This is a genomic window from Pseudomonas resinovorans NBRC 106553 (assembly GCF_000412695.1).
Lineage (GTDB): Bacteria > Pseudomonadota > Gammaproteobacteria > Pseudomonadales > Pseudomonadaceae > Metapseudomonas > Metapseudomonas resinovorans_A.
Genome location: NC_021499.1, coordinates 1,892,398 through 1,913,925, shown reverse-complemented (window position 1 = coordinate 1,913,925; position 21,528 = coordinate 1,892,398). Strand labels below are relative to the sequence as shown.

23 protein-coding genes are annotated in these 21,528 nt (G+C 66.7%); 12 read left to right on the top strand and 11 right to left on the bottom strand.

Annotated elements, in window-relative coordinates:
- The first annotated feature begins 32 nt into the window (after window positions 1-32).
- Complete coding sequence (locus PCA10_RS08815) at window positions 33-917, top strand: LysR family transcriptional regulator (protein WP_016491714.1); 885 nt, start codon at window positions 33-35, stop codon at window positions 915-917.
- Between the two features lie 193 nt (window positions 918-1,110).
- Complete coding sequence (locus PCA10_RS08810; protein WP_016491713.1) at window positions 1,111-1,947, top strand: bifunctional allantoicase/(S)-ureidoglycine aminohydrolase; 837 nt, start codon at window positions 1,111-1,113, stop codon at window positions 1,945-1,947.
- A 54-nt stretch (window positions 1,948-2,001) separates the two neighbouring features.
- On the opposite strand, the gene PCA10_RS08805 is transcribed toward PCA10_RS08810, so the two are convergent.
- Window positions 2,002-2,499, bottom strand: a complete 498-nt coding sequence (locus PCA10_RS08805; RefSeq protein ID WP_016491712.1) for a DUF2938 domain-containing protein — start codon at window positions 2,497-2,499, stop codon at window positions 2,002-2,004.
- A gap of 74 nt (window positions 2,500-2,573) precedes the next feature.
- Between PCA10_RS08805 and PCA10_RS08800 the strand changes: the two genes are divergently transcribed.
- Window positions 2,574-3,002, top strand: a complete 429-nt coding sequence (locus tag PCA10_RS08800; RefSeq protein ID WP_016491711.1) for a helix-turn-helix domain-containing protein — start codon at window positions 2,574-2,576, stop codon at window positions 3,000-3,002.
- A gap of 250 nt (window positions 3,003-3,252) precedes the next feature.
- Here PCA10_RS08800 and PCA10_RS08795 read toward each other — a convergent pair whose 3' ends face one another.
- Entirely contained in the window at window positions 3,253-3,738 is a 486-nt protein-coding gene (locus PCA10_RS08795) for a hypothetical protein (protein ID WP_016491710.1), read from the bottom strand.
- A gap of 207 nt (window positions 3,739-3,945) precedes the next feature.
- Complete coding sequence (locus PCA10_RS08790; protein ID WP_016491709.1) at window positions 3,946-4,839, bottom strand: LysR family transcriptional regulator; 894 nt, start codon at window positions 4,837-4,839, stop codon at window positions 3,946-3,948.
- Window positions 4,840-4,925: 86 nt separating this feature from the next.
- Between PCA10_RS08790 and PCA10_RS08785 the strand changes: the two genes are divergently transcribed.
- Window positions 4,926-5,708, top strand: coding sequence for an NAD(P)H-dependent oxidoreductase (locus PCA10_RS08785; RefSeq protein WP_016491708.1), 783 nt, complete (start codon window positions 4,926-4,928; stop codon window positions 5,706-5,708).
- Between the two features lie 83 nt (window positions 5,709-5,791).
- Here the strand turns inward: PCA10_RS08785 and PCA10_RS08780 are convergent, their stop codons facing one another.
- Together PCA10_RS08780 and PCA10_RS08775 are read right to left on the bottom strand one after the other, a co-directional pair.
- Window positions 5,792-6,643 (bottom strand): CAP domain-containing protein, encoded by an 852-nt coding sequence (locus PCA10_RS08780; RefSeq protein ID WP_016491707.1) that lies wholly within the window; start codon window positions 6,641-6,643, stop codon window positions 5,792-5,794.
- Window positions 6,644-6,866: 223 nt separating this feature from the next.
- Window positions 6,867-8,627 carry a sensor domain-containing diguanylate cyclase gene (locus PCA10_RS08775; RefSeq protein ID WP_016491706.1) on the bottom strand — a complete coding sequence of 587 codons (1,761 nt, stop codon included), beginning with the start codon at window positions 8,625-8,627 and terminating at the stop codon, window positions 6,867-6,869.
- A gap of 198 nt (window positions 8,628-8,825) precedes the next feature.
- On the opposite strand from PCA10_RS08775, the gene PCA10_RS08770 reads away from it, so the two are divergent.
- Window positions 8,826-9,530 (top strand): YebC/PmpR family DNA-binding transcriptional regulator, encoded by a 705-nt coding sequence (locus tag PCA10_RS08770; protein WP_016491705.1) that lies wholly within the window; start codon window positions 8,826-8,828, stop codon window positions 9,528-9,530.
- Window positions 9,508-9,759, top strand: coding sequence for a hypothetical protein (locus PCA10_RS08765; protein ID WP_016491704.1), 252 nt, complete (start codon window positions 9,508-9,510; stop codon window positions 9,757-9,759). Before PCA10_RS08770 ends, PCA10_RS08765 begins: the two co-directional genes overlap by 23 nt.
- Before the next feature lie 135 nt (window positions 9,760-9,894).
- On the opposite strand, the gene PCA10_RS08760 is transcribed toward PCA10_RS08765, so the two are convergent.
- Window positions 9,895-10,791, bottom strand: coding sequence for a DMT family transporter (locus PCA10_RS08760; RefSeq protein WP_016491703.1), 897 nt, complete (start codon window positions 10,789-10,791; stop codon window positions 9,895-9,897).
- A 131-nt stretch (window positions 10,792-10,922) separates the two neighbouring features.
- Here PCA10_RS08760 and PCA10_RS08755 point away from each other — a divergent pair, with 131 nt between their 5' ends.
- The 3 genes from PCA10_RS08755 to PCA10_RS08745 all read left to right on the top strand — a co-directional run bounded on the left by PCA10_RS08755 (window position 10,923) and on the right by PCA10_RS08745 (window position 14,386).
- On the top strand, window positions 10,923-11,360 hold the full coding sequence (locus tag PCA10_RS08755; RefSeq protein ID WP_016491702.1) for an Lrp/AsnC family transcriptional regulator: 438 nt from the start codon (window positions 10,923-10,925) through the stop codon (window positions 11,358-11,360).
- Window positions 11,361-11,548: 188 nt separating this feature from the next.
- Window positions 11,549-12,511 carry an alpha/beta fold hydrolase gene (locus tag PCA10_RS08750; RefSeq protein WP_016491701.1) on the top strand — a complete coding sequence of 321 codons (963 nt, stop codon included), beginning with the start codon at window positions 11,549-11,551 and terminating at the stop codon, window positions 12,509-12,511.
- A gap of 36 nt (window positions 12,512-12,547) precedes the next feature.
- Window positions 12,548-14,386 (top strand): ABCB family ABC transporter ATP-binding protein/permease, encoded by a 1,839-nt coding sequence (locus PCA10_RS08745; protein ID WP_016491700.1) that lies wholly within the window; start codon window positions 12,548-12,550, stop codon window positions 14,384-14,386.
- A gap of 308 nt (window positions 14,387-14,694) precedes the next feature.
- Here PCA10_RS08745 and PCA10_RS08740 read toward each other — a convergent pair whose 3' ends face one another.
- On the bottom strand, window positions 14,695-15,018 hold the full coding sequence (locus PCA10_RS08740; RefSeq protein ID WP_016491699.1) for a carboxymuconolactone decarboxylase family protein: 324 nt from the start codon (window positions 15,016-15,018) through the stop codon (window positions 14,695-14,697).
- A gap of 173 nt (window positions 15,019-15,191) precedes the next feature.
- Between PCA10_RS08740 and PCA10_RS08735 the strand changes: the two genes are divergently transcribed.
- Entirely contained in the window at window positions 15,192-15,980 is a 789-nt protein-coding gene (locus PCA10_RS08735) for an SDR family NAD(P)-dependent oxidoreductase (protein ID WP_016491698.1), read from the top strand.
- 94 nt (window positions 15,981-16,074) lie between these two features.
- Window positions 16,075-16,860 (top strand): alpha/beta hydrolase, encoded by a 786-nt coding sequence (locus PCA10_RS08730; protein ID WP_016491697.1) that lies wholly within the window; start codon window positions 16,075-16,077, stop codon window positions 16,858-16,860.
- 41 nt (window positions 16,861-16,901) lie between these two features.
- Here the strand turns inward: PCA10_RS08730 and PCA10_RS08725 are convergent, their stop codons facing one another.
- Window positions 16,902-17,213 (bottom strand): putative quinol monooxygenase, encoded by a 312-nt coding sequence (locus PCA10_RS08725; RefSeq protein WP_016491696.1) that lies wholly within the window; start codon window positions 17,211-17,213, stop codon window positions 16,902-16,904.
- Between the two features lie 160 nt (window positions 17,214-17,373).
- Here PCA10_RS08725 and mdaB point away from each other — a divergent pair, with 160 nt between their 5' ends.
- Window positions 17,374-17,964 (top strand): NADPH:quinone oxidoreductase MdaB, encoded by a 591-nt coding sequence (mdaB, locus tag PCA10_RS08720; protein ID WP_016491695.1) that lies wholly within the window; start codon window positions 17,374-17,376, stop codon window positions 17,962-17,964.
- 164 nt (window positions 17,965-18,128) lie between these two features.
- Here mdaB and PCA10_RS08715 read toward each other — a convergent pair whose 3' ends face one another.
- From PCA10_RS08715 to PCA10_RS08705, 3 genes are all read right to left on the bottom strand, one after another.
- Window positions 18,129-18,971, bottom strand: a complete 843-nt coding sequence (locus PCA10_RS08715; RefSeq protein WP_016491694.1) for an FHA domain-containing protein — start codon at window positions 18,969-18,971, stop codon at window positions 18,129-18,131.
- A gap of 75 nt (window positions 18,972-19,046) precedes the next feature.
- The gene (locus PCA10_RS08710; RefSeq protein WP_016491693.1) at window positions 19,047-20,570 is read right to left on the bottom strand and encodes a serine/threonine-protein kinase; all 1,524 of its coding nucleotides are present in this window, start codon (window positions 20,568-20,570) and stop codon (window positions 19,047-19,049) included.
- Window positions 20,571-20,576: 6 nt separating this feature from the next.
- Window positions 20,577-21,344: a PP2C family protein-serine/threonine phosphatase gene (locus PCA10_RS08705; RefSeq protein ID WP_016491692.1), complete on the bottom strand. Its 768-nt coding sequence runs from the start codon at window positions 21,342-21,344 to the stop codon at window positions 20,577-20,579.
- Between the last annotated feature and the right edge of the window lie 184 nt (window positions 21,345-21,528).

Here is a 21,528-nt window from a genome sequence, read left to right as displayed (position 1 = left end):
CCGGGATGGACATTTGAAAAGCCGATACCACCATGAGTGAAAGTGATAAATCGAATAGCCGCCTGTTCGACCTCGACCTGCTGCGGGCCATCGTCACGGTGGCCGACTGCGGCAGCTTCACCACCGCCGCCACGCGCCTGCATTCCACCCAGTCCACCATCAGCCAGAAGATCCGCCGCCTGGAGGAACTGGCCGGGCACCGCCTGCTGGAACGCGGCAACCGCGACGTGCTGCCCACCGACGCCGGCAATACCCTGCTGGGCTACGCGCGTCGCCTGTTGGCCCTGAACGATGAACTGGTGGAGGCGCTGTCCGGCGCCACCGTGGCCCTGACCGTGCGCATCGGCGTGCCGGATGACTTCGCCAGCGGCCGCACCACCCAGCAACTGGCGGCGTTCAACCGGCGTTACCCGCAGGTGAAGCTGGAGGTCACCAGTGGCCTCAGCCGCGACCTGTCCGCCAGCTACGACCGTGGCGAACTCGACCTGGTGCTGCTCAAGCAACGCCAGAACAGCCGCGAGGCAGTGGCCTGCTGGCCGGAGAAGACCCGCTGGGTGGACAGCGCCAGCAACCCCTGCATCGACCTCGACCCGCTGCCCATCGTGACCTTCCCGCCGCGCGGGGTGTACCGCGACGAACTGATCGCCGCCCTGGAATCCATGGGCCGGCGCTGGCACATCAGCTTCACCAGTTCGAGCCTCAGCGGCATTCAGTCGGCCATCGCCGATGGCATGGGGATAGGCCTGCTGCCGATGCGGGCGGTGACGGCGGGCCACGCCGTGGTGCCAAAATCCGTCGGGCTGCCCTCGGTGGATATGTTCGAGGTGGCGCTGCTGCACCGCCCGGCGGCGGACCCGATGATCAAGGACCTGGCCCAGGTGTTGTCGAAGGTGCTGGCCCAGGATACCCGTGGCTGAGAGGCCTGCTTTTTTCATTCACAAATCAAATGTGGCGGATTCCAACATTTAATTTGTGCATGCACCAGACGCTGGATATCGTGGCCTTCAGCGACCGGTTCGCGCCCTACCCCTGGCGCACCGCTCCGCCCGCTTTGTACGCCCCCGCGCCACTGGCGCGCGGGGCGGCAAGACAACAATGAGGAAAGACCCCATGTCCAAATCCAGCTACTACGCGCCGCACGGCGGGCACCCGGCACAGACCGAGCTGCTCACCGACCGCGCCATGTTCACCGAAGCCTATGCCGTGATCCCCAAGGGCGTGATGCGTGACATCGTCACCAGCCACCTGCCCTTCTGGGACAACATGCGCATGTGGGTCATCGCCCGCCCGCTGTCCGGCTTCGCCGAGACCTTCTCCCAGTACATCGTCGAGCTCGCCCCCAACGGCGGCAGCGACAAGCCGGAACAGGACGTCAACGCCGAGGCGGTGTTGTTCGTGGTGGAAGGCGAGCTGACCCTGACCCTGCAAGGCCAGGTCCACAACATGCAACCGGGCGGCTATGCCTTCATCCCGCCGGGCGCCGACTACAAGGTGCGCAACACCTCCGGCCAGCACACCCGCTTCCACTGGATTCGCAAGCACTACCAGCGCGTCGACGGCGTACCGCTGCCCGAAGCCTTCGTCACCAACGAGCAGGACATCGAGCCCCGCGTGATGCCGGACACCGAAGGCCGCTGGAGCACCACCCGCTTCGTCGACATGGCCGACATGCGTCATGACATGCACGTCAACATCGTCAACTTCGAGCCGGGCGGCGTGATCCCCTTCGCCGAAACCCACGTGATGGAGCACGGCCTGTACGTGCTGGAAGGCAAGGCCGTCTACCGCCTGAACCAGGACTGGGTAGAGGTTGAAGCCGGCGACTTCATGTGGCTGCGCGCCTTCTGCCCGCAGGCCTGCTACTCCGGTGGCCCCGGTCGCTTCCGCTACCTGCTGTACAAGGATGTGAACCGCCACATGCGCCTGACCCTGAACCAGCCGCATTGATTCACCCAGACGGGAGCCCAAGGGCTCCCGTCGTCGTTTCCGCTTCCGCGCCGTTCAGGCGCAGCCCAGCCCCGTAGCCGCCCAGGCCGCAACGAACAACCCCGCACCGAACACCAGGTGGGTCACCAGGCTCCTGAGCCGCGCCTTGCCCGGCTGCGGCGTGCGCGAAGCCGCCAGGCCCATGCCGAACGCCGGCTGCATCAGCAGCAGGGGCGCCGCCACCGTGGCCGCACCGAACAGCATGGCCGGCAACAGGCTCGGCCGGCACAACCAGCCCTGCCCCGCCAGCGCCACCAGCAACGCCGCGAACACCACGCCGGTGGCGTAGTGGAAGGCCCAGCCGAGGACGCGTTCGCCCGCGATGGGCGCCGCCCTACCTATGGCCTCATGGCTGAAGCGCCCACGGCCCATATGCCCGAGCCAGCGCCCCACCAGGGCGTAGTCCAGTGACGGGACGCCGAACAAGCGCCGGCGCAACCAGGCCCAGATATCGGTGGCCAGGGTGGCGCCGACGCCGACCAGGATCACGCGGAAGATCATCTCGCCAAGCATGCTTTGCTCCTCGTACAGTGTGTTGAATGCCGCTGTACATGAGGCTGCCAGTTCAAGTCGACTTGAGGTCAAGCATGAAAGAGATGGATATCGGCCAGGTGGCGCGCTGGTCCGGGTTGCCGGCTTCGACCCTGCGCTATTACGAGGAGAAGGGGCTGATCCGCTCCATCGGCCGCAATGGCCTGAAGCGGGTGTTCAACGCCTCGGTGGTCGAACGCCTGTCGCTGATCGCCCTGGGCCGCACGGCGGGCTTTTCCCTGGATGCCATCGCCGAGATGCTCAATGCCGGCGCCGAACCCAGCATCGACCGCGACCGCCTGCGGGACCAGGCCGACCAACTGGACCGCACCATCAGGCGGCTCTCGGCCATCCGCGACGGGCTGCGCCACGCCGCCGAGTGCGGCGCGCCCAATCACCTGCAATGCCCGTCGTTCCAGCGCCTGATGAAGATCGCCGCGCGCAGTGTGGCCAAGGCGCACCAAGCCCCTCCGGGACGGAGCTAGGTTCTGTACCACAAGTGCCTGCGCTCGGTGATGCTGCGTTGAAATCGGCCTCGTGCGCGAGTCCGATCAGAATGCTCATTTACAACACGTAAACTGCGCTTCTTCGGCCGATTGATTCGCTGGCGCTCTCCCTTCGGGCCAGCCTTCGGCTGTTACTCCCGATGGTCGTTGCGCCTTGCCTGACCTTCGCTCGACGACTTTTCGTACAAGACCTAGGACTGGAATCGGCCAGGGGCGTGCTGCAAACGGCCTACCCATCCAGAAAGGGCCACAACCGCTCCACCACGTGCCGATCCAGGCAGACCACCACCTTGGCATTGCGCGCAAGGCACAGCCTTTCATCGGTTGTCGTCAGTACGAAGGCGTCCCTGCCATCCACCAGAAACCAGCCCGCCCTGATGCCGAACATGGCCACGCCATTGATCCGCAGGCCCGGCACCGGGCTCTGGCGCTCCTCGACAACCCGCAGCCCGGCGCTGGGCCAGGAGGCGCTGTAGAAGCCCGAGCGAACCTGCAGCACGCCTCTATCGAGAGAGACCCGGCCACTCACGCCCTGGAACACGACAAATGCCTGGAGAACCCCATAAATCGCCGCACTGAGCAGCAACATTTGCGGGCTCAGGGTCTTGCTGGACAACCATTCGCTCATGACCAGCACGACGCCTGGCAGCACCGCCACCAGCAAGCTGCTGATCAGCAGCGAGCGGACACTCATCACCACTGATATCGGCTCCATACATCCACCCCCTTCCTGAAGTCCGAACTGGACCCTAGCAGCCGTGGGTTCAGCACAAAGGCACGCGGACTGGATGGCGCTTGTACGAAACGTCGATTAGCAATTGGCGCAATGATCTGGTGCGGTGTCTTTCTGTCCGAAGGAGCCTTCGGAACGCCATCGGCAAGGCCAGGACTCTCCCAGCACTAGCCGTTGCGCCAGCGTTGACTAGACCGCCTGGACGATCCGCTCGCGCAGCCATTGGTGCGCCGGATCGCGGTGGGAGCGCTCGTGCCAGAGCATGGCCATCTCATAGCCCGGTAGCGCCACTGGCGACTCGACCACCCGCAGGCCGGCGCAGCCCCGTACCAGCCGCTCGGGCAACATGGCCACCAGGTCGCTGCTCTCCAGCACCGAGCGCAGGAAGAGGAAGTGCGGCACCGACAGCACCACTCGCCGTTCCAGCCCCCGCTCTCCGAGGATCTCGTCGGTGATCCCGTGGAAGCCGCCACCATCGGGCGACACGATCACGTGCTCCAGCGCGCAGAACCGCTTCAGGGTCGGACGTCGCTGCAAGGCCGGATGGCCCACGCGGCCGGCCAGCACATAGCGCTCGGCGAACAGGGTGCGACGCCGCAGGTTGGGCGGCGAGCCCTCGACGGTATGGAAGGCCAGGTCGATCTCCCCCTGTTCCGCCTGCCGGGCGATCCGCGCCGGCACCATCTCCACCACGGCCAGGCGGGTGCCGGGCGCCTGGGCGCGCAGCCCGGCCATGGCCGGCAGCAGGATGGACGTCTCGCCATAGTCGGTGGCCGCTATGCGCCAGGTCTGCCGCGCCTCGGCGGGGTCGAAGGGGCTGGCCGGGGCCACCGCCCGCTCCAGCACCGCCAGGGCTTCGCGCAGGGGCTCGCGCAAGGCCTCGGCGCGCGCGGTGGGGCGCATGCCGCGCGGTCCCGGCAGCAGCAGCGGGTCGTCGAATATCTCCCGCAGCTTGGCCAGGTGCACGCTCACCGCAGGCTGGGAAAAATGCAGCCGCTCCGCCGCGCGGGTCACATTGTGCTCGGCCAGCAGCACGTCCAGGGTCACCAGCAGGTTGAGGTCCAGCTGCCTTAGATTATTCATTCGTATACCTGGAATATTGGGTATTCATTTCAAATATACCGTGAGGAACAGCATCCTGCGCCCATCACGCACCGGAGGTTTTCCCCATGAATATCCTGCTCGTCTATGCCCACCCCGAACCCCGCTCGCTCAACGGCGCCCTCAGGGACTTTGCCGTGCAGCGCCTGGAGGCCGCCGGCCACCAGGTCCGGGTCAGCGACCTCTACGCCATGGGCTGGAAGGCCACGCTGGACGCGGATGACCACCTCGACTATCGACCGGACAACCCCTTCTCCCCGTCCGGCGACTCCCGGCAGGCCTTCGCCAACGGCCGGCAAAGTGCCGATATCGCCGGCGAGCAGGACAAGCTGCGCTGGGCCGATGGGCTGATCCTGCAGTTTCCGCTGTGGTGGTTCAGCATGCCGGCGATCCTCAAGGGCTGGGTCGACCGGGTGTACGCCTATGGCTTCGCCTACGGCGTGGGCGAGCATTCGGACAAGCGCTGGGGCAGCCGCTACGGCGAGGGCAACCTGGCCGGCAAGCGCGCCATGCTGATGGTCACCACCGGTGGCTGGGACTCCCACTACAGCGCCCGCGGGATCAACGGCCCCATGGACGACCTGCTGTTTCCGATCCAGCACGGCATCCTCCACTACCCCGGCTTCGAGGTGTTGCCGCCCTTCCTGGTCTACCGCACCAGCCGCATGGACGACAGCCGCTTCGCCGCCCTCGGCGAAGAGCTGGGCCAGCGCCTGGACAACTTCTGGCAGACGCCGCCCATTGCCTACCGCCGGCAGAACGCCGGCGACTACGAGATTCCCGCCCTCACCCTGCGCCCGGACCTCGCGCCGCAGCAGCATGGCTTCGCCGCCCATATAGAGCGGGATTGAACATGGGGCTAGGGAAGGTTGCCGTCAACGACGGCGCCTGGCAGCCCTCGGCCGCAGGGCGCTGCGGCCGGGGTGATGAGGACTCACTGCGTCCCGAACATCACCGTCCAGTAGATGCCGGCGTCGCTCTTCGGGTCCACCGCGTAGGCGGCGCCCAGTTCGCGGAACTGCGGGTTCATCAGGTTGGCGCAGTGGCCGGGGCTGGCCAGCCAGCCTTCGACCACCTTGCTGGCGGTATCCAGGCCGGCGGCGATGTTCTCGCCGACCAGCTGGGCGGAGTAGCCGGCCAGTTCGGCGCGGTCGCCGGGGGTGCGGCCGTCGCGGTCCTTGTGGTCGAAGAAGTTCTGGTTGGCCATGGCGCGGGTGTGTTCCTGCGCGGCGCCGGCCAGGGTGGCGTTCCAGGCCAGGGGCGCGGCGGCGGCGAAGGATTGCGAGCCGCACTGGCGCGCCGTGCCACGGGCGACGTTGATCTGCTCCAGCACCTTCTGCCCTTCCGCCTGCCAGTCGCCCAGGCCGCCGGCCATCAGCGGCCGCGCCAGCACGATGCGCCATTCGCGGTCCTGGCGACTCACGCCGACGTCGAAGAACTGCGGGTCGAGCACCACCTGGCAGAAGCTTTCCTGCAACGCCTTCATGGCCGCCTGCGCGTCACGCGGGCCGGAGAGGTTGATCGCCTGGACGTTGACCAGCGGATAAGCCGTGCGCGTCAGCGCCTGCTGCAGGTCGCCGATGCTGCCGGCCGGGAGGACCAGGCGCGGGTCGGCCTTGAGTGGCGGCAGCTCCATGGAAACCTGGCCCGCGCAGGGCTGGACCTGGCCACGGTAGGCGTTGATCGACTCGACCAGCTGCGTTTCCTCGCTCGCCGCTACGCTGCCGGCGAACGCCAGGCCCAGTGACAGCAACGCCAGGCGCAGAACGGATGTTTTGTCCCCCATGGAAACCTCTCTCGAACAGACTGCGCCCAATGATGCGCGATTCCTTCCCATCCTGTGCACCCTCCGTGGCAAATGACAGTGCGCGGCCGACTATCCGCCGAGCGGATTCCCGGCCTGAAACGTCCTGGATAAGGCTTTGTTACCCGATTGCGCCGCGCAGTTCCCTGTTTTCACTCAGCCGAGGCTGAAGATCAAGGGCGTCGCGGCGTCTCGCCCGGCCTTTTCAATGACATTCGATGCGGTTGCGGCCGGCACGCTTGGCGCTGTAGAGCGCCATGTCGCTGCGCGACAGGCCGGCCTCGGCGCTGGCGTCGGTGGGGTGGAGAGAGGCGATTCCGACACTGACCGCCAAGGCCAGGTGTTCGTCACCGTGGGCCAATGGGGCGCTGGCCAGCTCACTCTGCACGCGCTGGGCGAAGATCATGGCTTCGTCGACGGAGGCATTGCTCAACACCACGGCGAACTCTTCGCCGCCCATGCGACCGGCGGCATCGGTCCGGCGCAACTGCGTGCAGAGGATCGCCGAGAAGTGCCGCAACGCGAGATCGCCCACCGAATGGCCCCAGCGATCGTTGATGGCCTTGAAGTGGTCCAGGTCGAACATCAGGATCACCGCGCGGTAGTCGACCGAGCGCTGCACCCGCGCCAGCTCGCTTTCGAGCTGCTGCATGAAATGGCGGCGGTTGGAGAGTTGGGTCAGGGAATCGGTGGTGGCGAACACCTGCAGCTCGGCTTCGATCAGCTTGCGCTCGGTGATATCGGTGATGAAGCCGTGCCAGAGCACACTACCGTCGGCCAGCGGCCTGGGCCGCGCATCGCCCTGTCGCCAGGTGGCGCCGCCCCCCGGCAGCAATACCCGGTATTCCTGGTGCCAGGGCTTGAGGTCCCGCGCGGACGCCTCCAGGGAGCCGAGATACGCCGCCAGGTCGTCCGGGTGGATGATCAGGTGCAGCACGTCGGCATCCTGCACCAGTTGCTCCGGCGTCAACCCGTAGATGTCGCGGACCCCGATGCTGACGTAGGAGAAGCTGGATTGCCCATCCACCTGCCGCCGGTACTGGAAGACCATGCCCGGAATTTCGTTGGTCAGGTCGGTCATCAGCGCGGCGGTCTGCTGCATTTTTTCCGACAGGGCGCGCATGGCGGTGACGTCGGAGGTGGTGCCGACCATGCGCACGGGCTTGCCGGCGGCGTCACGCTCCACCACCTTGCCGCGACTGCAGACCCACTTGTAGCTGCCATCCCGGCAGCGCAGCCGGTGCTCCACTTCGTAAGCCTCGGTGCGCCCGTCGAAGTGCGCCTGGATGCTGGCCTGCACGTACGCCAGGTCGCCGGGATGGACGCGGGTGTAGCTCTCCTCGATGCGATTGCCGACCTCGTCGCTGGTGTAGCCCAGCAGGGCCTTCCAACCACTGGAATAGTGGATTTCGCCGGTGAGCGCGTTGCGGTCCCAGATACCGGTGCCGCTGCCGGCGATGGCCAGCGCCATGCGCCGCTCGCTCTCGCGCAAGCATTCCAGCTCGCGTCGATCCGCCTCCTCCCGCACCAGCAACGCAGCCACCAGTTCGGCGAACTCGCGCAACCCTTGCTGCTGCTCGGCATCCAGCTCGCGGGGTTGGTCGTGCAACAGGTACAGCAGGCCGAGCGGCCCACCATCCGGCGCCCGCAGCGAGCAGGCGGCGAGAAAGCGCAGCTCGGGCAATGCCTTCGTCAGCGGGTGATTGCGCAGGTGCTCGTCACGGCTGGTATCGGCCACCAGCAGCAGCGCATCAGCCTGGATGCCGGCGGGCGGCGGACAGTGGAGGTCTTGCAGGGCGTCGCCCGCGATCGGCCCGGCGCTGGCGCGGAACCGCTGGCGGTCCTGGTCGCCGCTGGTCAGCAGGACGGCCAGGACGCCGAACTGCCTCCTGGCCATACGGATCAGGCCGTCGAATCGCTCATCTCGGGGGCCTTCCGGCGACTTGGAACTGCTGGGCAACTGCATTCGGACTCCGCATCACCGGGGCTGTTACGCCGCCTGGCGCTCATCGGCCTGGGATTGCGCAATCTAACCATAATGGCCATCTGGTGCCAGATTCTCGCGACAGGTCGGGGGCCGCCCTGACGAGCTGGCTGGCAGCCGCCCCCGTCGCCCCAGTAGAATCGCCACCCGTTTCCCATCCGAACCAGTGAGAGAGCCATCATGGGCGCCCAGTGGAAAGCCAAACCGAAAGAAGCAGCCGCCAACGCCCGAGGAAAGATCTTCGGCAAGCTGGTGAAAGAGATCATGATCGCCGCGCGTAACGGCGCCGATCCGGACATGAACCCCAAGCTGCGCCTCGCCGTGCACCAGGCCAAGAAGGCTTCCATGCCCAAGGACACCCTGGAGCGCGCCATCAAGAAGGGCGCGGGCCTTTCCGGTGAGGTGGTCAACTACGAGCGCACCCTCTATGAAGGCTTCGCGCCGCACCGCGTACCGGTCATCGTCGAGTGCCTGACCGACAACCTGAACCGTACCGTCGCCGAAGTGCGCGTGCTGTTCCGCAAGGGCCAGCTGGGCACTTCCGGCTCGGTGTCCTGGGACTTCGACCACCTGGGCATGATCGAGGCTGAGCCGGCCAGCGCCGATGCCGACGCCGAACTCGCCGCCATCGAGGCCGGCGCCCAGGACTTCGAAGCCGATGACGAAGGCGCCACCCTGTTCTACACCGACCCCACCGACCTGGACGCCGTGTGCAAGGCGCTGCCGGAGTTCGGCTTCACCGTGCAGTCGGCCAACCTGGGCTACAAGGCGAAGAACCCGGTCGGCCTGTCCGGCGCCGAGCTGGAGGAAGTGGAAGCCTTCCTCGAGGCCCTGGACAACCACGACGACGTACAGAACGTCTATGTCGGCCTGCAAGCCAACTGAGCCCCAGGACCGCCGGCGGTTCCACCAGGAACACACCGAGCAGGCTCTGTCCGAAGCGTTGCGCCTGCTGGCGCAGCGCGAGGCCATGGGTCCGCGCTGGCTGGCCTGGGTCGCCACCGAGCTCTACCACCTCAAGCCCTCGGCCTTCGCCAACATGGTGCGCCGCGAGCTAGAGCGCCTGAATACCGCCGACCGCCAGTTCGGCCAGGCCTCGAAAGAGCTGCACTGACGCGCGATCTCGCCTCATCGATCCACCATCTAATTACGGCCGGGCGCCTTCCGTAGGTTGCGGCAGAGCGCAGCGAAGCCCAACGCTCGCACTCCTCTCGGGCACGACGTTGGGCTTAGCGTTGCTCTGCCCAACCTACATTTGTGTCTGCTCCGTGCGGCGCAGGCTGAAGCCCCAGCCCTGCTGCATCCCCAGCGCCGCCACCAGGATGGCCGCCACGCCAGCCCACTGCAGCAGGTCGAGGTGATGGCCGAAGGCGAACCAGTCGACGAAGATCGCCGCGATCGGGTAGATGAACGACAGTGCGCCGGTCAAGGCGGTCGGCAGCTTCTGGATCGCGCCGTAGAGCAGCACGTACATCACACCGGTGTGGACCACGCCCAGGGTCAGCAGGATCGACCAGGTGCCGCCTTGCGGCAGGCTCGACAGGTTGACCCAGGGCGCCAGCAACAGCACGCCGGTGCTGACCTGGATCAGCGCGATCAGGTGCGGCGGCACCCCGCCCAGCCACTTGATGATCAGCGCGGCGATCGCGTAGAGCAGCGCCGCCCCCAGGGCCAGGGCGATGCCCAGCAGGTAGTCGCCACCACTCTCCCCCTGCCCACCGTGGGCGCTGACGATGGCCAGCATCCCGACGAAGGACACCAGCAGCCAGCCGAGCTTGCGCGCGGTGAGCTGCTCGCCGAGGAACAACGCCGCCAGCCCCACCAGGATGAACGGCTGGACGTTGTAGATCGCCGTGCCGATGGAGATCGACGCCCGCGAGTAGGAGGCGAACAGCAGCACCCAGTTGCCGACTATGGCCACGCCGCTGAGCACCGCGAGCAGGAAGGTGGTGCGGGTCAGGATGCCGGGCCGCAGGAAGCCCATCAGCGCGCAGATGACCAGCAGGGTCGCCGCGCCGATCAGGCAGCGCCAGAACACCACATCCAGCACCGGCAGACCGGACAGCATCACCAGCCAACCGATGGTGCCGGAGATGAGCATGGCTGCGACCATTTCCAACGAACCGCGATGTATCGAGTTGTTCATGATTGGGCTCCTCTGCATGGGGCACAGTATGACGAGCCGGATCGGGGTGATTCCATGCACAAGCAAAGGCAGTCCTGGTCATCTACCTTTACTATCAAGGCAATTTTTCGAAATGACTTAACGAGGCCGCCATGACCGACGACATCGACCAACTGCTGATCTCCGCGCTGATGGAAGACTCCCGCCGCTCCCTCAAGGCCCTGGCGCAGATCAGCGGCCTCTCCGCTCCCAGCGTCGCCGAGCGGCTGCGCAAGCTGGAGGAGCGCGGCGTGCTCAAGGGCTACACCGTGGTAGTGGACCCGAAGGCCTTCGGCTACCAACTCCAGGCCATCGTGCGCATCCGTCCCCTGCCCGGCCAGCTGCAGGAAGTGGAGCGGCAGATCCAGGCCATTCCGGAGTTCACCGAGTGCGACAAGGTGACCGGCGACGACTGCTTCATCGCCAGGATGTGCGTGCGCTCCATGGAACAGCTCGACACCCTGCTGGACCGCATCAATGTCTGCGCCGAAACCAGCACCGCCATCGTCAAGAAGACCCCGGTGAAACGCCGGTTGCCGCCGATGGCGTGAGGCCCAGCGGAAAAACGCCCGCCCCGTAGGAGCGAGCTCTGCTCGCGAAGGGCCGCGAGCGCAAACTTACGATCTGCTTCTCGTCCGCCCACAGGCCGATCGCCATTGCCCGCCATAGGGCCGGCGAATGATGCTGGGTGCCACCCGCGCGCCCTGTTAGGGTCGCTGCAAACCCTTGGGAGCGCGCCATGGAACAGCATCTGCTAGCGGTCAACGGCATCCATCTCAGCGTCCATGTGGCGGGCCCCGAAACGGGTCGGCCGGTGTGGCTGCTGCATGGTTTCCCCGAGTGCTGGCACTCCTGGCGCCAGCAGATTCCGGCACTCGTGGCCGCCGGCTACCGGGTGTTCGTGCCCGAGATGCGCGGCTACGGCGCCAGCGATGCGCCCGAGGCGGTGGAGGCCTATTCCCTGCTGACCCTCTGCGCCGATATCCAGGCCGCCATGGATGCCTTCGGCCAGGAAGACGTCTGCATGGTCGGCCACGACTGGGGCGCCATGGTGGCCTGGCACCTGGCCCTGCTGGAGCCGCACCGGATCAGCGCCCTGGCGACCCTCTCCGTGCCCTTCGCCGGCCGTCCCCGGCGTCCGGCCATCGAGATCCTGCGCAAGGTCCACGCCGAGCACTTCAACTACATCCTCTACTTCCAGGAACCAGGCGTGGCCGAAGCCGAGCTGGACGCCGACATCGACCGCACCCTGCGCGCCTTCATGCACGGTGGCAGCGCCGGCGAGCTGTTCCTCACCCCGCGCCCGGCCGATGCGCGCCTGCTCGACGGCCTGCCGCTGTCGCTGGATTTGCCCGACTGGTGCCCGCCCGAGGACTTCGCCCACTACCACCAGGCGTTTGCCGGCCGGGGTTTTCGCGGCGCGCTGAACTGGTACCGCAACTTCGAGCGCAACTGGCACGACACCGAGCCCCTGGCCGGGCGCAAGGTGGAGCAGCCCACCCTGTTCCTGATCGGCACCCGCGATCCGGTAGCGACGCTGGAGGCCTACACCTTCGAACGCATGCCCGAGCACGTGCCGAACCTGCAGGCCCATGTGCTGGATTGCGGCCACTGGATACAGGGTGAGAACGCCGGGGAAGTGAACCGCCTGCTGCTCCAGTTTCTCGCCCGGACCTTCGCACCCACCCCGCCTCTGGAGTAAGGTCGCCACATCTCGATAACAGAAGGCAGGTGGGCGATGGCAGCCCTGGATGACAACCCGGCCCCGCAAGGCGCGGCCGGCGACAAGAATGACGGCAGTGCGCCGATCGCGCGCAAGGCCGGTTCCCGTGGCGACGCCGCCGTAATCGCTACCCTGCTGCCCTACCTGCGGCCCTACACGGGGCGCATCGCCCTGGCCCTGGGGCTGATAGTGGCAGCCAAGCTGGCCAACCTCTACGTTCCCATCGCCCTCAAGCAGATAGTCGACCAGCTCAACGTCGAGCCGGGCCTGGCGGTACTGCCGGTGGCCCTGCTGCTGGCCTACGGCACCTCGCGCATCGGCGTCACCCTGTTCACCGAACTGCGCCAGGTGGTGTTCGCCCGAGTGATGGCGCGTGCCTCACGGCAGATCACCCTGAAGGTGTTCCAGCACCTGCACGGGCTGAGCCTGAAGTTCCACCTGGCCCGGCGCACCGGTGGCGTGGCGCGGGACGTGGAACGTGGCGGCAGCGCCATCTCCGACCTGCTGGACTGGACCCTCTACACCATTGTCCCGACCCTGCTCGAGGTGCTGCTGGTCACCATCGTGCTGGTCTGGGCCTACGACTGGGGCTTCGCCTTCATTACCCTCGGCACCCTGGTGGCCTACGGACTCTGGACCTTCGCCGTGACCGAGTGGCGCACCCGCTACTACCGCGCCTCGGTGGAGGCGGACACCCGCGCCAACGAGCGCGCGGTGGATTCGCTGCTCAACTACGAGACGGTGAAGTACTTCAACAACGAAGCCCACGAGTCGGCCCGCTACGACGAGAACCTGCGCTTCCTGGAAAACGCCCGGGTCAAGGCCACCAAGTCCCTGGCCCTGCTCAACCTGGGCCAGACCGCCATCGTCGCCATGGGCGTGACCGCCATGATGTGGCGCGCCGCCGCCGGTGTGGTGGCGGGCGAACTGACCATCGGCGACCTGGTGCTGGTCAATACCTACCTGCTGCAGCTCTCGGCGCCGCTGTTCATGCTGGGCATGATGTACCGCGAGGTGAAGCAGGCACTGACCAACATGGAGCGCCTGTTCGGCCTGCTGGACCAGCGCCAGGACGTGCAGGACGCGCCGGGGGCCATCGCCCTGGACGCCCAGCGCCCACGGGTGCGTTTCGAGAACGTGCACTTCGGCTACGACCCGCGCCGGGAGATCCTCCACGGCGTGGACTTCGAGATCCCGCCCGGCGGCACGGTGGCGGTGGTCGGCCATTCCGGCTCGGGCAAGTCCACCCTCGCCCGCCTGCTCTATCGCTTCTACGACATCGACTCGGGCCACATCCGCATCGACGGCACGGACCTGCGCGAACTGACCCAGGGTTCGGTGCGCAGCGCCATCGGCATCGTTCCCCAGGACACCGTGCTGTTCAACGACACCATCTACTACAACATCAGCTACGGCCGCCCCGGAGCCAGCCGCGAAGAGGTGGAAGCCGCCGCCCGCGCCGCGCATATCCATGACTTCATCCTGCGCCTGCCCGACGGCTACGAAACCCCGGTCGGCGAGCGCGGTCTCAAGCTCTCCGGCGGCGAGAAGCAGCGCGTGGCCATCGCCCGCGCGCTGCTGAAGAACCCGGCGATCCTGATTTTCGACGAGGCCACCTCGGCACTCGACTCCAAGTCGGAAAAAGCCATCCAGACCGCCCTGGACCGCATCCAGGTCGGCCGCACCACACTGGTCATCGCCCACCGCCTGTCCACGGTGATGGATGCCGACCAGATCCTGGTGATGGACGCCGGCCGGGTGATCGAGAAAGGCACCCACCGCGAGCTCCTGGAAGCCGGCGGCAGCTATGCGCAGATGTGGCTGCTGCAGCAGCAGGAGCCGGAGGCCGTCTGAGCCTTCGCCCAAAGGTGAGTTTCAGGAACGTAGGTTGTGGCTGAGCTACGCGAAGCCCAACATCCAGCTCACGTTGGGCCGCGCTGCGCTTGGCCCAACCTACGACATGGAAGCTCCCAGCCCGGCATAACACCGCAGGTGGATGGAAAAGCGCCATCCACCCTTGGGCTAGCCCTCGTCGGAAGCCCGGATGAAATCCGGGGAAAGTCCGATCGACTGTGGGGCGAATTCATTCGCCGGGAGTGGCCCCGCCGCTCCCTTTCCGGCACGGAGAGATGTCGGTGGGCACGGCGCACCCTACCGGCGGATTACGACTCGGGCTCCAGCACATCCTCCGCCCAGCTCAGGGCGGCAATCACCGTGGGAAAACCAATGGTGCTGGTCAGCGCCAGCAGCGCATGGTGGATGTGCGCGGGGCTGGCGCCAGCCTCCAGGGCCCGGCGGGTGTGGCTGTGGACCGCGCCTTCGGAGTGGCTGGCCGCGGCGGCGGCGAGCTGGATCAGTTGCAGGCTGAGTTCGTCCAGCGGGCCGGCCTGGCGCACCACGGCGCCGAGGGTTTCCACGGCCTGGAAGTAGGCCGGGTGCTGTTTCTTGAAGCGCTTGTAGGTGTCGAGAGCGTGTTTGCGTTCCATGGGGGCTACCTCGCGGGGGCGTGCTCTTTCAGCTTAGGAGAGCCAATGCCGCTTCGGCACGCAGGCCATCCGCCGCGCTACCGGCTGCCCGATTCTTCGGCGCTCGACTTGCCGGGGCGGGTGTGCACTACAACACTTGGCTGCACCTGCCCACTTCCGCGGAGACTCATGCAATGGACTTCGGCCTCACAGACAAGCTCGCCCTGGTATCCGGCTCCAGCAAAGGCATCGGCTTCGCCATCGCCCAGGGCCTGGCCCGGGAAGGCGCGCGGGTGATCCTCAACGGTCGCTCCCAGGCCTCGGTGGACGATGCCCTTGCCCGCCTCCACGCGGCACAGCCGGGCGCCAGGGCCGAAGGCTTCGCCGGCGACCTGGCCGACCCGCGCCAGATCGAGGCACTGACCGCGCGCTACCCGGCGGTGGACGTGTTGGTGAACAACCTGGGCATCTTCGATCCCAAGCCGTTCGAGGAGATCCCGGACGAAGACTGGCTGCGCTTTCTCGACATCAACCTGATGTCCGGGGTGCGCCTGTCCCGCGCCTACCTGCCGCAGATGAAAGCGAAGAACTGGGGTCGGGTGGTGTTCATCAGCAGCGAGAGCGGCATCCAGATCCCGGTGGAGATGATCCACTACGGCGTGACCAAGACCGCCCAGCTCGGCCTGTCCCGTGGGCTGGCGGAAACCTGCGCGGGCACCGGGGTGACGGTCAACGCCGTGCTGCCCGGCCCGACCAGTTCCGAAGGGGTGGAGGAATTCGTCGGCAAGCTCTCCGGCGGCCAGTCGTTCGAGGCATTCGAGAAGGAGTTCTTCGAAACCGCGCGCCCCAGCTCCCTGCTCAAGCGCTTCACCCGGCCCGAGGAGGTGGCCAACCTGGTGGTCTACGTCTGCTCCGAAGCCTCCTCCGCCACCAACGGCGCGGCCCTGCGGGTGGATGGCGGCGTGGTCCGCTCGGCGTTCTGAACCTGTCCGAGAGGAAAGCGACCATGCTCAAGGCCTGCCAGGGCACACGACAACTGGCACAACCCGCACACCGAGCTCCGCCACCGCTGATGCCATGGTTCGCAGCCTGATCGGCCTCGTCCTGCTGGCCATCGTGCTCTACCTGGGGCTCGGTGCGGCGCTGATGGTGTTCCAGCGCTCGTTGCTGTACTTCCCGCAGCCCCGCGCCATCGGGGGGCCGGAGCGGCAACTGATGCTGCCAGCCACCGATGAGCAGGTCGCCGTCACCGTGCGCCCGCTGGCCAGCCCCAAGGCGCTGATCTACTTCGGCGGCAATGCCGAGGACGTTTCCCGCAGCCTGCCGGCATTCGCCGAAGCCTTCCCCGAGCACGCGCTCTACCTGCTGCACTACAGGGGCTTCGGCGACAGCACCGGCAAGCCTACGGAAGCGGCCATCACTGAAGACGCCCTGGCCCTGTTCGACAAGGTCGCCGCCCTGCACAGCGACGTCACCCTGGTGGGCCGCAGCCTGGGCAGCGGCGTGGCCATCCGCCTGGCGAGCCAGCGCCCGGCGACGCGCCTGGTGCTGGTCACGCCCTACAACAGCATCCTCGAACTGGCCCGGCGGCAGTTCCCGATCTTTCCGGTGCGCTGGATGCTCCAGGACAGGTTCGAGTCCTGGCGCTACGCCCCGGCCATCGATGTGCCGACGCTGCTGATAGTCGCCGAACGGGACGAGGTGATTCCGCGCTGGAGCAGCGAAAAGCTCTACGCCCGGTTCCGCCCCGGCGTGGCCCGCTGGGCGGAGATACCCGGCGTGGGGCACAACGATATCGGCGCCCATCCGGATTACCTGCGGTTGCTCCGCGAAGGGCTGGAGGCTCCGGTCATCGCCAGGTAGCACCGGCGCTGGTGCGAGAGCCGCTGGGGCCTCTGCAGCTATCAGCCCGCCGACGACGGACTGAGCATTTCGATCTCGCGGATCTCGAAGTCCCGCTGCAGGTAGTCCATGCGGTTCTCGTGGAAGCGGCGCATATGCGGCAGGGCGCTGTGGATCTCCAGATCGGCGCGGCTGCGCCAGACCTCGAAGAAGATGAACAGGCTCGGGTCCTGGGCATCGCGCAGCATGTGGTACTCGATGCAGCCTTCTTCGCTCCGGCTGGGTTCGACATAGGCGCGGAACAGCGCTTCGAACTCATCGGCCTTCTCGGCTTTGGAGTGTGCATGAAGGATGAAGCCGTAGGCTTGGGTCATGGTGATGGCCTTGCAGGTGACAGGTGATTTATCAACCCTACCGCAAAGCAAAAACCTCCATTGATGACTTTCAAGCAAGTATCAATTGCGCCCGACACGGTGTTTCCGCGAGGGCGCGGCCGGTAGGCTGCCGCCACATCGAATGACCGAGGCACCTGCCATGAAAAAGATCCTGTTGCTCAACGGCGGCAAGAAATTCGCCCACTCCGACGGCCGCTACAACGCCACCCTTCACGAAGCCGCCCTGGCCTTCCTCGACCGCGCCGGCTGCGACGTGAAGGAAACTTTCATCGACGGCGGCTACGACATCGATGAAGAGGTGCAGAAATTCCTCTGGGCCGACGTGGTGATCTATCAGATGCCCGGCTGGTGGATGGGCGCCCCCTGGACCGTCAAGCGCTACCTGGACGAAGTGTTCACCGCCGGCCACGGCAGCCTCTACGCCAACGACGGCCGCACCCGCTCCGATGCCTCGCAGAAGTACGGCAGCGGCGGCCTGATCCAGGGCAAGCAGTACATGCTGTCGCTGACCTGGAACGCTCCGCAACAGGCCTTCGACGATCCCACCGACTTCTTCGAGGCCAAGGGCGTGGACGCGGTGTACTTCCCCTTCCACAAAGCCAACCAGTTCCTCGGCATGAGCGCCCTGCCCACCTTCCTCTGCGTGGACGTGATGAAGCGGCCGAACATCGAGGCGGACGTGAAGCGCTACGAAGAGCATCTGGCGCAGGTGTTCGGCGTCCAGGCCTGATCGGCCGCTGGATGGCGCGCTCGCGTAGGTTGTGGCTGAGCTACGCGAAGCCCAACGCCCAACCTGACAGGGATCCGTTGGGCTTCGCTTCGCTCAGCACCAACCTACGGGGCCGCTATGCAGCCCTTGGCGAATGAATTCGCCCCCACAGAAAGCATCTGCGGTCAGAGCAGCGTCTTGCCGGCGAAGGCCCCCGCCACGGCGATCACCAGCACCAGCAGACCGAGCAACAACCGGTTCGGTGCCTGGCGTGGTGCTTCGGCCGGTGCGGCTTCCTGCTGCGCGGCCGCCCGCAAGGGGTTGGCCACGGGTGGGCGGCTGGCCGGGCGCGGCGTCGTGGCCTTGGGCAGTTGCACCACCGGCATGAACAGCGTGGCGTCTTCGTCCACCGCCTGGGGCGCGGCCACCTTGGGGCCGATCACCAGCAGGGTCACCGAGCCCATGCGCACCTGATCGCCGGGCTGCAGCACGGCGGTACTCACTTTCTGCTGGTTGACGAACACGCCGTTGGCGGAGGCCAGGTCCTTGACCTCCAGCACGTCGTCCTTGAGGAAGAACTCGCAGTGCCGGCGCGACAGTTCCAGGTCGCTGAAGCACAGCTCGCACTTCACCGAGCGGCCGAACGTCATGGAGCCGTTGACGTGGTGCTTCTGCCCTTCGTGCTCGCCCTTGATCACCTGCAGGTACCAGCGCGCAACGCTGTCCGCCTTGGGCCTGACCTTTGCCGGGTCCACCAGGAACAGCTCCAGGTCGCCGATGCGCAGGCGATCGTCCGCGCGCAACTGGAAGCGCGCGCCAATGCGTTCGCCATTGACGAAGGTGCCGCCGGGCGTCCCGCAATCGCTCAGGTAGTACTGGCCGTGGTCCTGGCGGATCTCGGCATGGAACAGGCTGATCGCCGGCTCCGCCAGCACCAGGCTGTTGCGGCTGTCCTGGCCGATGGTGAAGCGTTCGTCCACCAGCCAGATGGGCGCCTGGCGGTTATCCGCGAAATGAATCCTGAGCATGGGAGGTCCTTGGAGGCAGGGCACAGGGCAATGATAGCCATGTGCCTGCAATCCTGACCTTGCTGTAGTTGGCAGTTAGTTGAAGAGACGGTTCCAGAACTTCTTGATCGGGTTTTGCTCCTGTTGCTGCTGCCGGGGCTGTGTCTTGGCCGGACGGCTCGCCACCCGCGCGGCATTGGCCTTGCGCACCCTCTGCTCATGGGTGGCCTGGAGCTCCAACAGGGTCGGGTTCTGCGGCGCCACCTGCAGGCCGGCCTCGATGTATTCCAGCGCCAGGGCGAACTCACGACGGCGATAGGCCTCGTCGCTGAGGGCGATGAAGCGCTGCGCCACCTGCTCCAGGCCAGCCAGGGCCTGCGCGTTGTCCGGCGCCCAGCCCAGCACCTGCTGGTAATAGAACACGGCGCTGTCCTGCTCCGGCTGCACCAGATGGTCTTCGGCAAGGCGCTGCCCGGCCAGCACCAGGGCGTTGGCGATGCGCGCGGCCAGCAGCCGCTGCAGGCCGTCGCCGGCCTGTGCGTTGTCGTCATCCAGGCGCAGGACTTCATGGAAGTAGAAGTCGGCGTTGTCCCCCACCGGTTCCATCAGCTTGCCTTCGGCCAGGCGCTGTTCGCCCAGTTCCAGCAGGTCGGCGATCTTCATCCGCAGCACCACGTAGTAGCCGCCGCCACTGGAGACCACCAGCAGCATCAGCCCGGCCAGCCCCCAGAGCAGCCCGCGATAACGACGGCGCGGCGCCGGCTGCTCCGCCTGCCGGGACAGGGGGATGGCGGGGGCGATGCGGGTGAAGTCGAGGTCGAGGTCGCTGAGCTCGGCCAGGCTCTCCAGCAGCACGCGGCAGTCGGAGAAGCGCTCGTCCGGGTCCTTGGCCAGCATGCGGTCGATCAGGTGCTGGTAATCGTCCAGGGCCCGCCGCAGCAAGGGCGGGTCCATCTGCACATGATTGAGCACGGTTTCGGCATAGCTGGCGCCACGGTAGGGGTTCTCGCCGGTCAGCAGCTCCAGGAGGATCACCCCCAGGCTGTAGATGTCGCTGCGGGCGTCCAGCGGCTGGCACTGCGCCTGTTCGGGACTGCTGTAGGCGGGGCTGCCCACGGCGACATTGAACTGGGTCAGGTCGCTGTCCAGTTCCAGGTCCTTGGCGATGCCGAAGTCGGTGAGCACGGCCGTGCCGTCGTCGCGGAACAGGATGTTGCCCGGCTTGATGTCACGGTGTACCAGGCCCTTGTCGTGGACCACGGCCAGGGCGCCGGCGATCTGCCGGACAATCCGCAAGGCCTCGCCGGGCTCCAGCACCTGGCCCTTGTAGCGGCCCAGATCGCCGCCGGGCAGGAACTCCATGGCCAGGTAATGGCGCCCGTCGGCCAGGCGGTCGATGGCGTGGATGGTGACGATGGAGGGGTGATGCAGGGAGGCGACCATGCGCGCCTCCTTGATGAAGCGCGTGGTGAAGGCCTCGTCATCCAGCTTGTCCAGCACCTTCACCGCCACCTTGCGGTTGAGGGATTCCTGGGTCGCGAGGTAGACCTCGGCCATGCCGCCCTTGCCCAGCCTGCCATGCACGCTGTAGCCGGGTATGTGGAGGAGACTGTCGTTCATAGGGGTTCAGGGTCTCAGGGGTTTGAACAACCTGCTCAGGAATGAACTCGGACGGCTTGCGGCCACCGAAGGTTCCGGTGGGGCCAGGCCGAGCACGATGCAGGAGATGTTGTCCCGACCGCCGGCATCGCAGGCCTGCTGCAACAGCCCGGCCACCAGCTCGTCCAGGGTTTCCGCGCTGGCGCACTGGGCGAGGATGCGCCCGTCGTCCAGCTCGCCGGTCAGGCCGTCGCTGCACAGCAGCATCAGTTCACCGGGCGCCAGTGTGCCCTGCAGGTAGCCAATTTCAAGCGCCTGGTGAAGTTGCCCCAGGCACTGGGTCACCACGTTGCGCCGGGGATGCCGGCGGGCCTCCTCCGGACTGAGCTCGCCGGCATCCACCAGGGCCTGGACCAGGCTGTGGTCGTGGCTGAGACGTTCGATGCCGCTGGCGCTCACCCGGTAGGCACGGCTGTCGCCGGCCCAGGCCAGGTCGAAGCTGGAGCCGTGGAACCGCACCGCTACCAGGGTGGTGCCCATGCCGGAACCCGATGCCGCCGCAACCACCGCCTGGTGCGCGGCCTGCAGCGCCGCGCCGAGGCCCTGGCCAGAGGCCACGGCATCCCGCAGGGCGGCGACGGCCACGGCGCTGGCCACTTCGCCGCGCTGATGGCCGCCCATACCGTCGGCCACGGCCCAGAGCCCCAGCTCGGGCACGCAGAGCAACGCGTCTTCATTGTGTTCACGCACGCAGCCGGTAATGGACTGCGCGGCGTATCCAAGGAACTCGGGCATGGGGCTCCCTACGGCCATCCAGCGTTGACCCGCCATGATGCGGCGGCGGCCGGACGCTGTCACCGCCCAGCTTACGAACTGTTAATCAGTCGAGGATTTGCCCGACCATGCAGCGGCGCGCCAGGGGGCTATGCTGTCTCCATTGGTCCGATCATTCACCGGCTCGAGCAGCCCAGGAGGTGGT

Coding starts and splice junctions, on each gene's coding strand:
- PCA10_RS08815 (WP_016491714.1), top strand. CDS start 33: ATGAGTGAAAGTGATAAATCGAATAGCCGCCTGTTCGACCTCGACCTG.
- PCA10_RS08810 (WP_016491713.1), top strand. CDS start 1,111: ATGTCCAAATCCAGCTACTACGCGCCGCACGGCGGGCACCCGGCACAG.
- PCA10_RS08805 (WP_016491712.1), bottom strand. CDS start 2,499: ATGCTTGGCGAGATGATCTTCCGCGTGATCCTGGTCGGCGTCGGCGCC.
- PCA10_RS08800 (WP_016491711.1), top strand. CDS start 2,574: ATGAAAGAGATGGATATCGGCCAGGTGGCGCGCTGGTCCGGGTTGCCG.
- PCA10_RS08795 (WP_016491710.1), bottom strand. CDS start 3,738: ATGGAGCCGATATCAGTGGTGATGAGTGTCCGCTCGCTGCTGATCAGC.
- PCA10_RS08790 (WP_016491709.1), bottom strand. CDS start 4,839: ATGAATAATCTAAGGCAGCTGGACCTCAACCTGCTGGTGACCCTGGAC.
- PCA10_RS08785 (WP_016491708.1), top strand. CDS start 4,926: ATGAATATCCTGCTCGTCTATGCCCACCCCGAACCCCGCTCGCTCAAC.
- PCA10_RS08780 (WP_016491707.1), bottom strand. CDS start 6,643: ATGGGGGACAAAACATCCGTTCTGCGCCTGGCGTTGCTGTCACTGGGC.
- PCA10_RS08775 (WP_016491706.1), bottom strand. CDS start 8,627: ATGCAGTTGCCCAGCAGTTCCAAGTCGCCGGAAGGCCCCCGAGATGAG.
- PCA10_RS08770 (WP_016491705.1), top strand. CDS start 8,826: ATGGGCGCCCAGTGGAAAGCCAAACCGAAAGAAGCAGCCGCCAACGCC.
- PCA10_RS08765 (WP_016491704.1), top strand. CDS start 9,508: ATGTCGGCCTGCAAGCCAACTGAGCCCCAGGACCGCCGGCGGTTCCAC.
- PCA10_RS08760 (WP_016491703.1), bottom strand. CDS start 10,791: ATGAACAACTCGATACATCGCGGTTCGTTGGAAATGGTCGCAGCCATG.
- PCA10_RS08755 (WP_016491702.1), top strand. CDS start 10,923: ATGACCGACGACATCGACCAACTGCTGATCTCCGCGCTGATGGAAGAC.
- PCA10_RS08750 (WP_016491701.1), top strand. CDS start 11,549: ATGGAACAGCATCTGCTAGCGGTCAACGGCATCCATCTCAGCGTCCAT.
- PCA10_RS08745 (WP_016491700.1), top strand. CDS start 12,548: ATGGCAGCCCTGGATGACAACCCGGCCCCGCAAGGCGCGGCCGGCGAC.
- PCA10_RS08740 (WP_016491699.1), bottom strand. CDS start 15,018: ATGGAACGCAAACACGCTCTCGACACCTACAAGCGCTTCAAGAAACAG.
- PCA10_RS08735 (WP_016491698.1), top strand. CDS start 15,192: ATGGACTTCGGCCTCACAGACAAGCTCGCCCTGGTATCCGGCTCCAGC.
- PCA10_RS08730 (WP_016491697.1), top strand. CDS start 16,075: ATGGTTCGCAGCCTGATCGGCCTCGTCCTGCTGGCCATCGTGCTCTAC.
- PCA10_RS08725 (WP_016491696.1), bottom strand. CDS start 17,213: ATGACCCAAGCCTACGGCTTCATCCTTCATGCACACTCCAAAGCCGAG.
- mdaB (WP_016491695.1), top strand. CDS start 17,374: ATGAAAAAGATCCTGTTGCTCAACGGCGGCAAGAAATTCGCCCACTCC.
- PCA10_RS08715 (WP_016491694.1), bottom strand. CDS start 18,971: ATGCTCAGGATTCATTTCGCGGATAACCGCCAGGCGCCCATCTGGCTG.
- PCA10_RS08710 (WP_016491693.1), bottom strand. CDS start 20,570: ATGAACGACAGTCTCCTCCACATACCCGGCTACAGCGTGCATGGCAGG.
- PCA10_RS08705 (WP_016491692.1), bottom strand. CDS start 21,344: ATGCCCGAGTTCCTTGGATACGCCGCGCAGTCCATTACCGGCTGCGTG.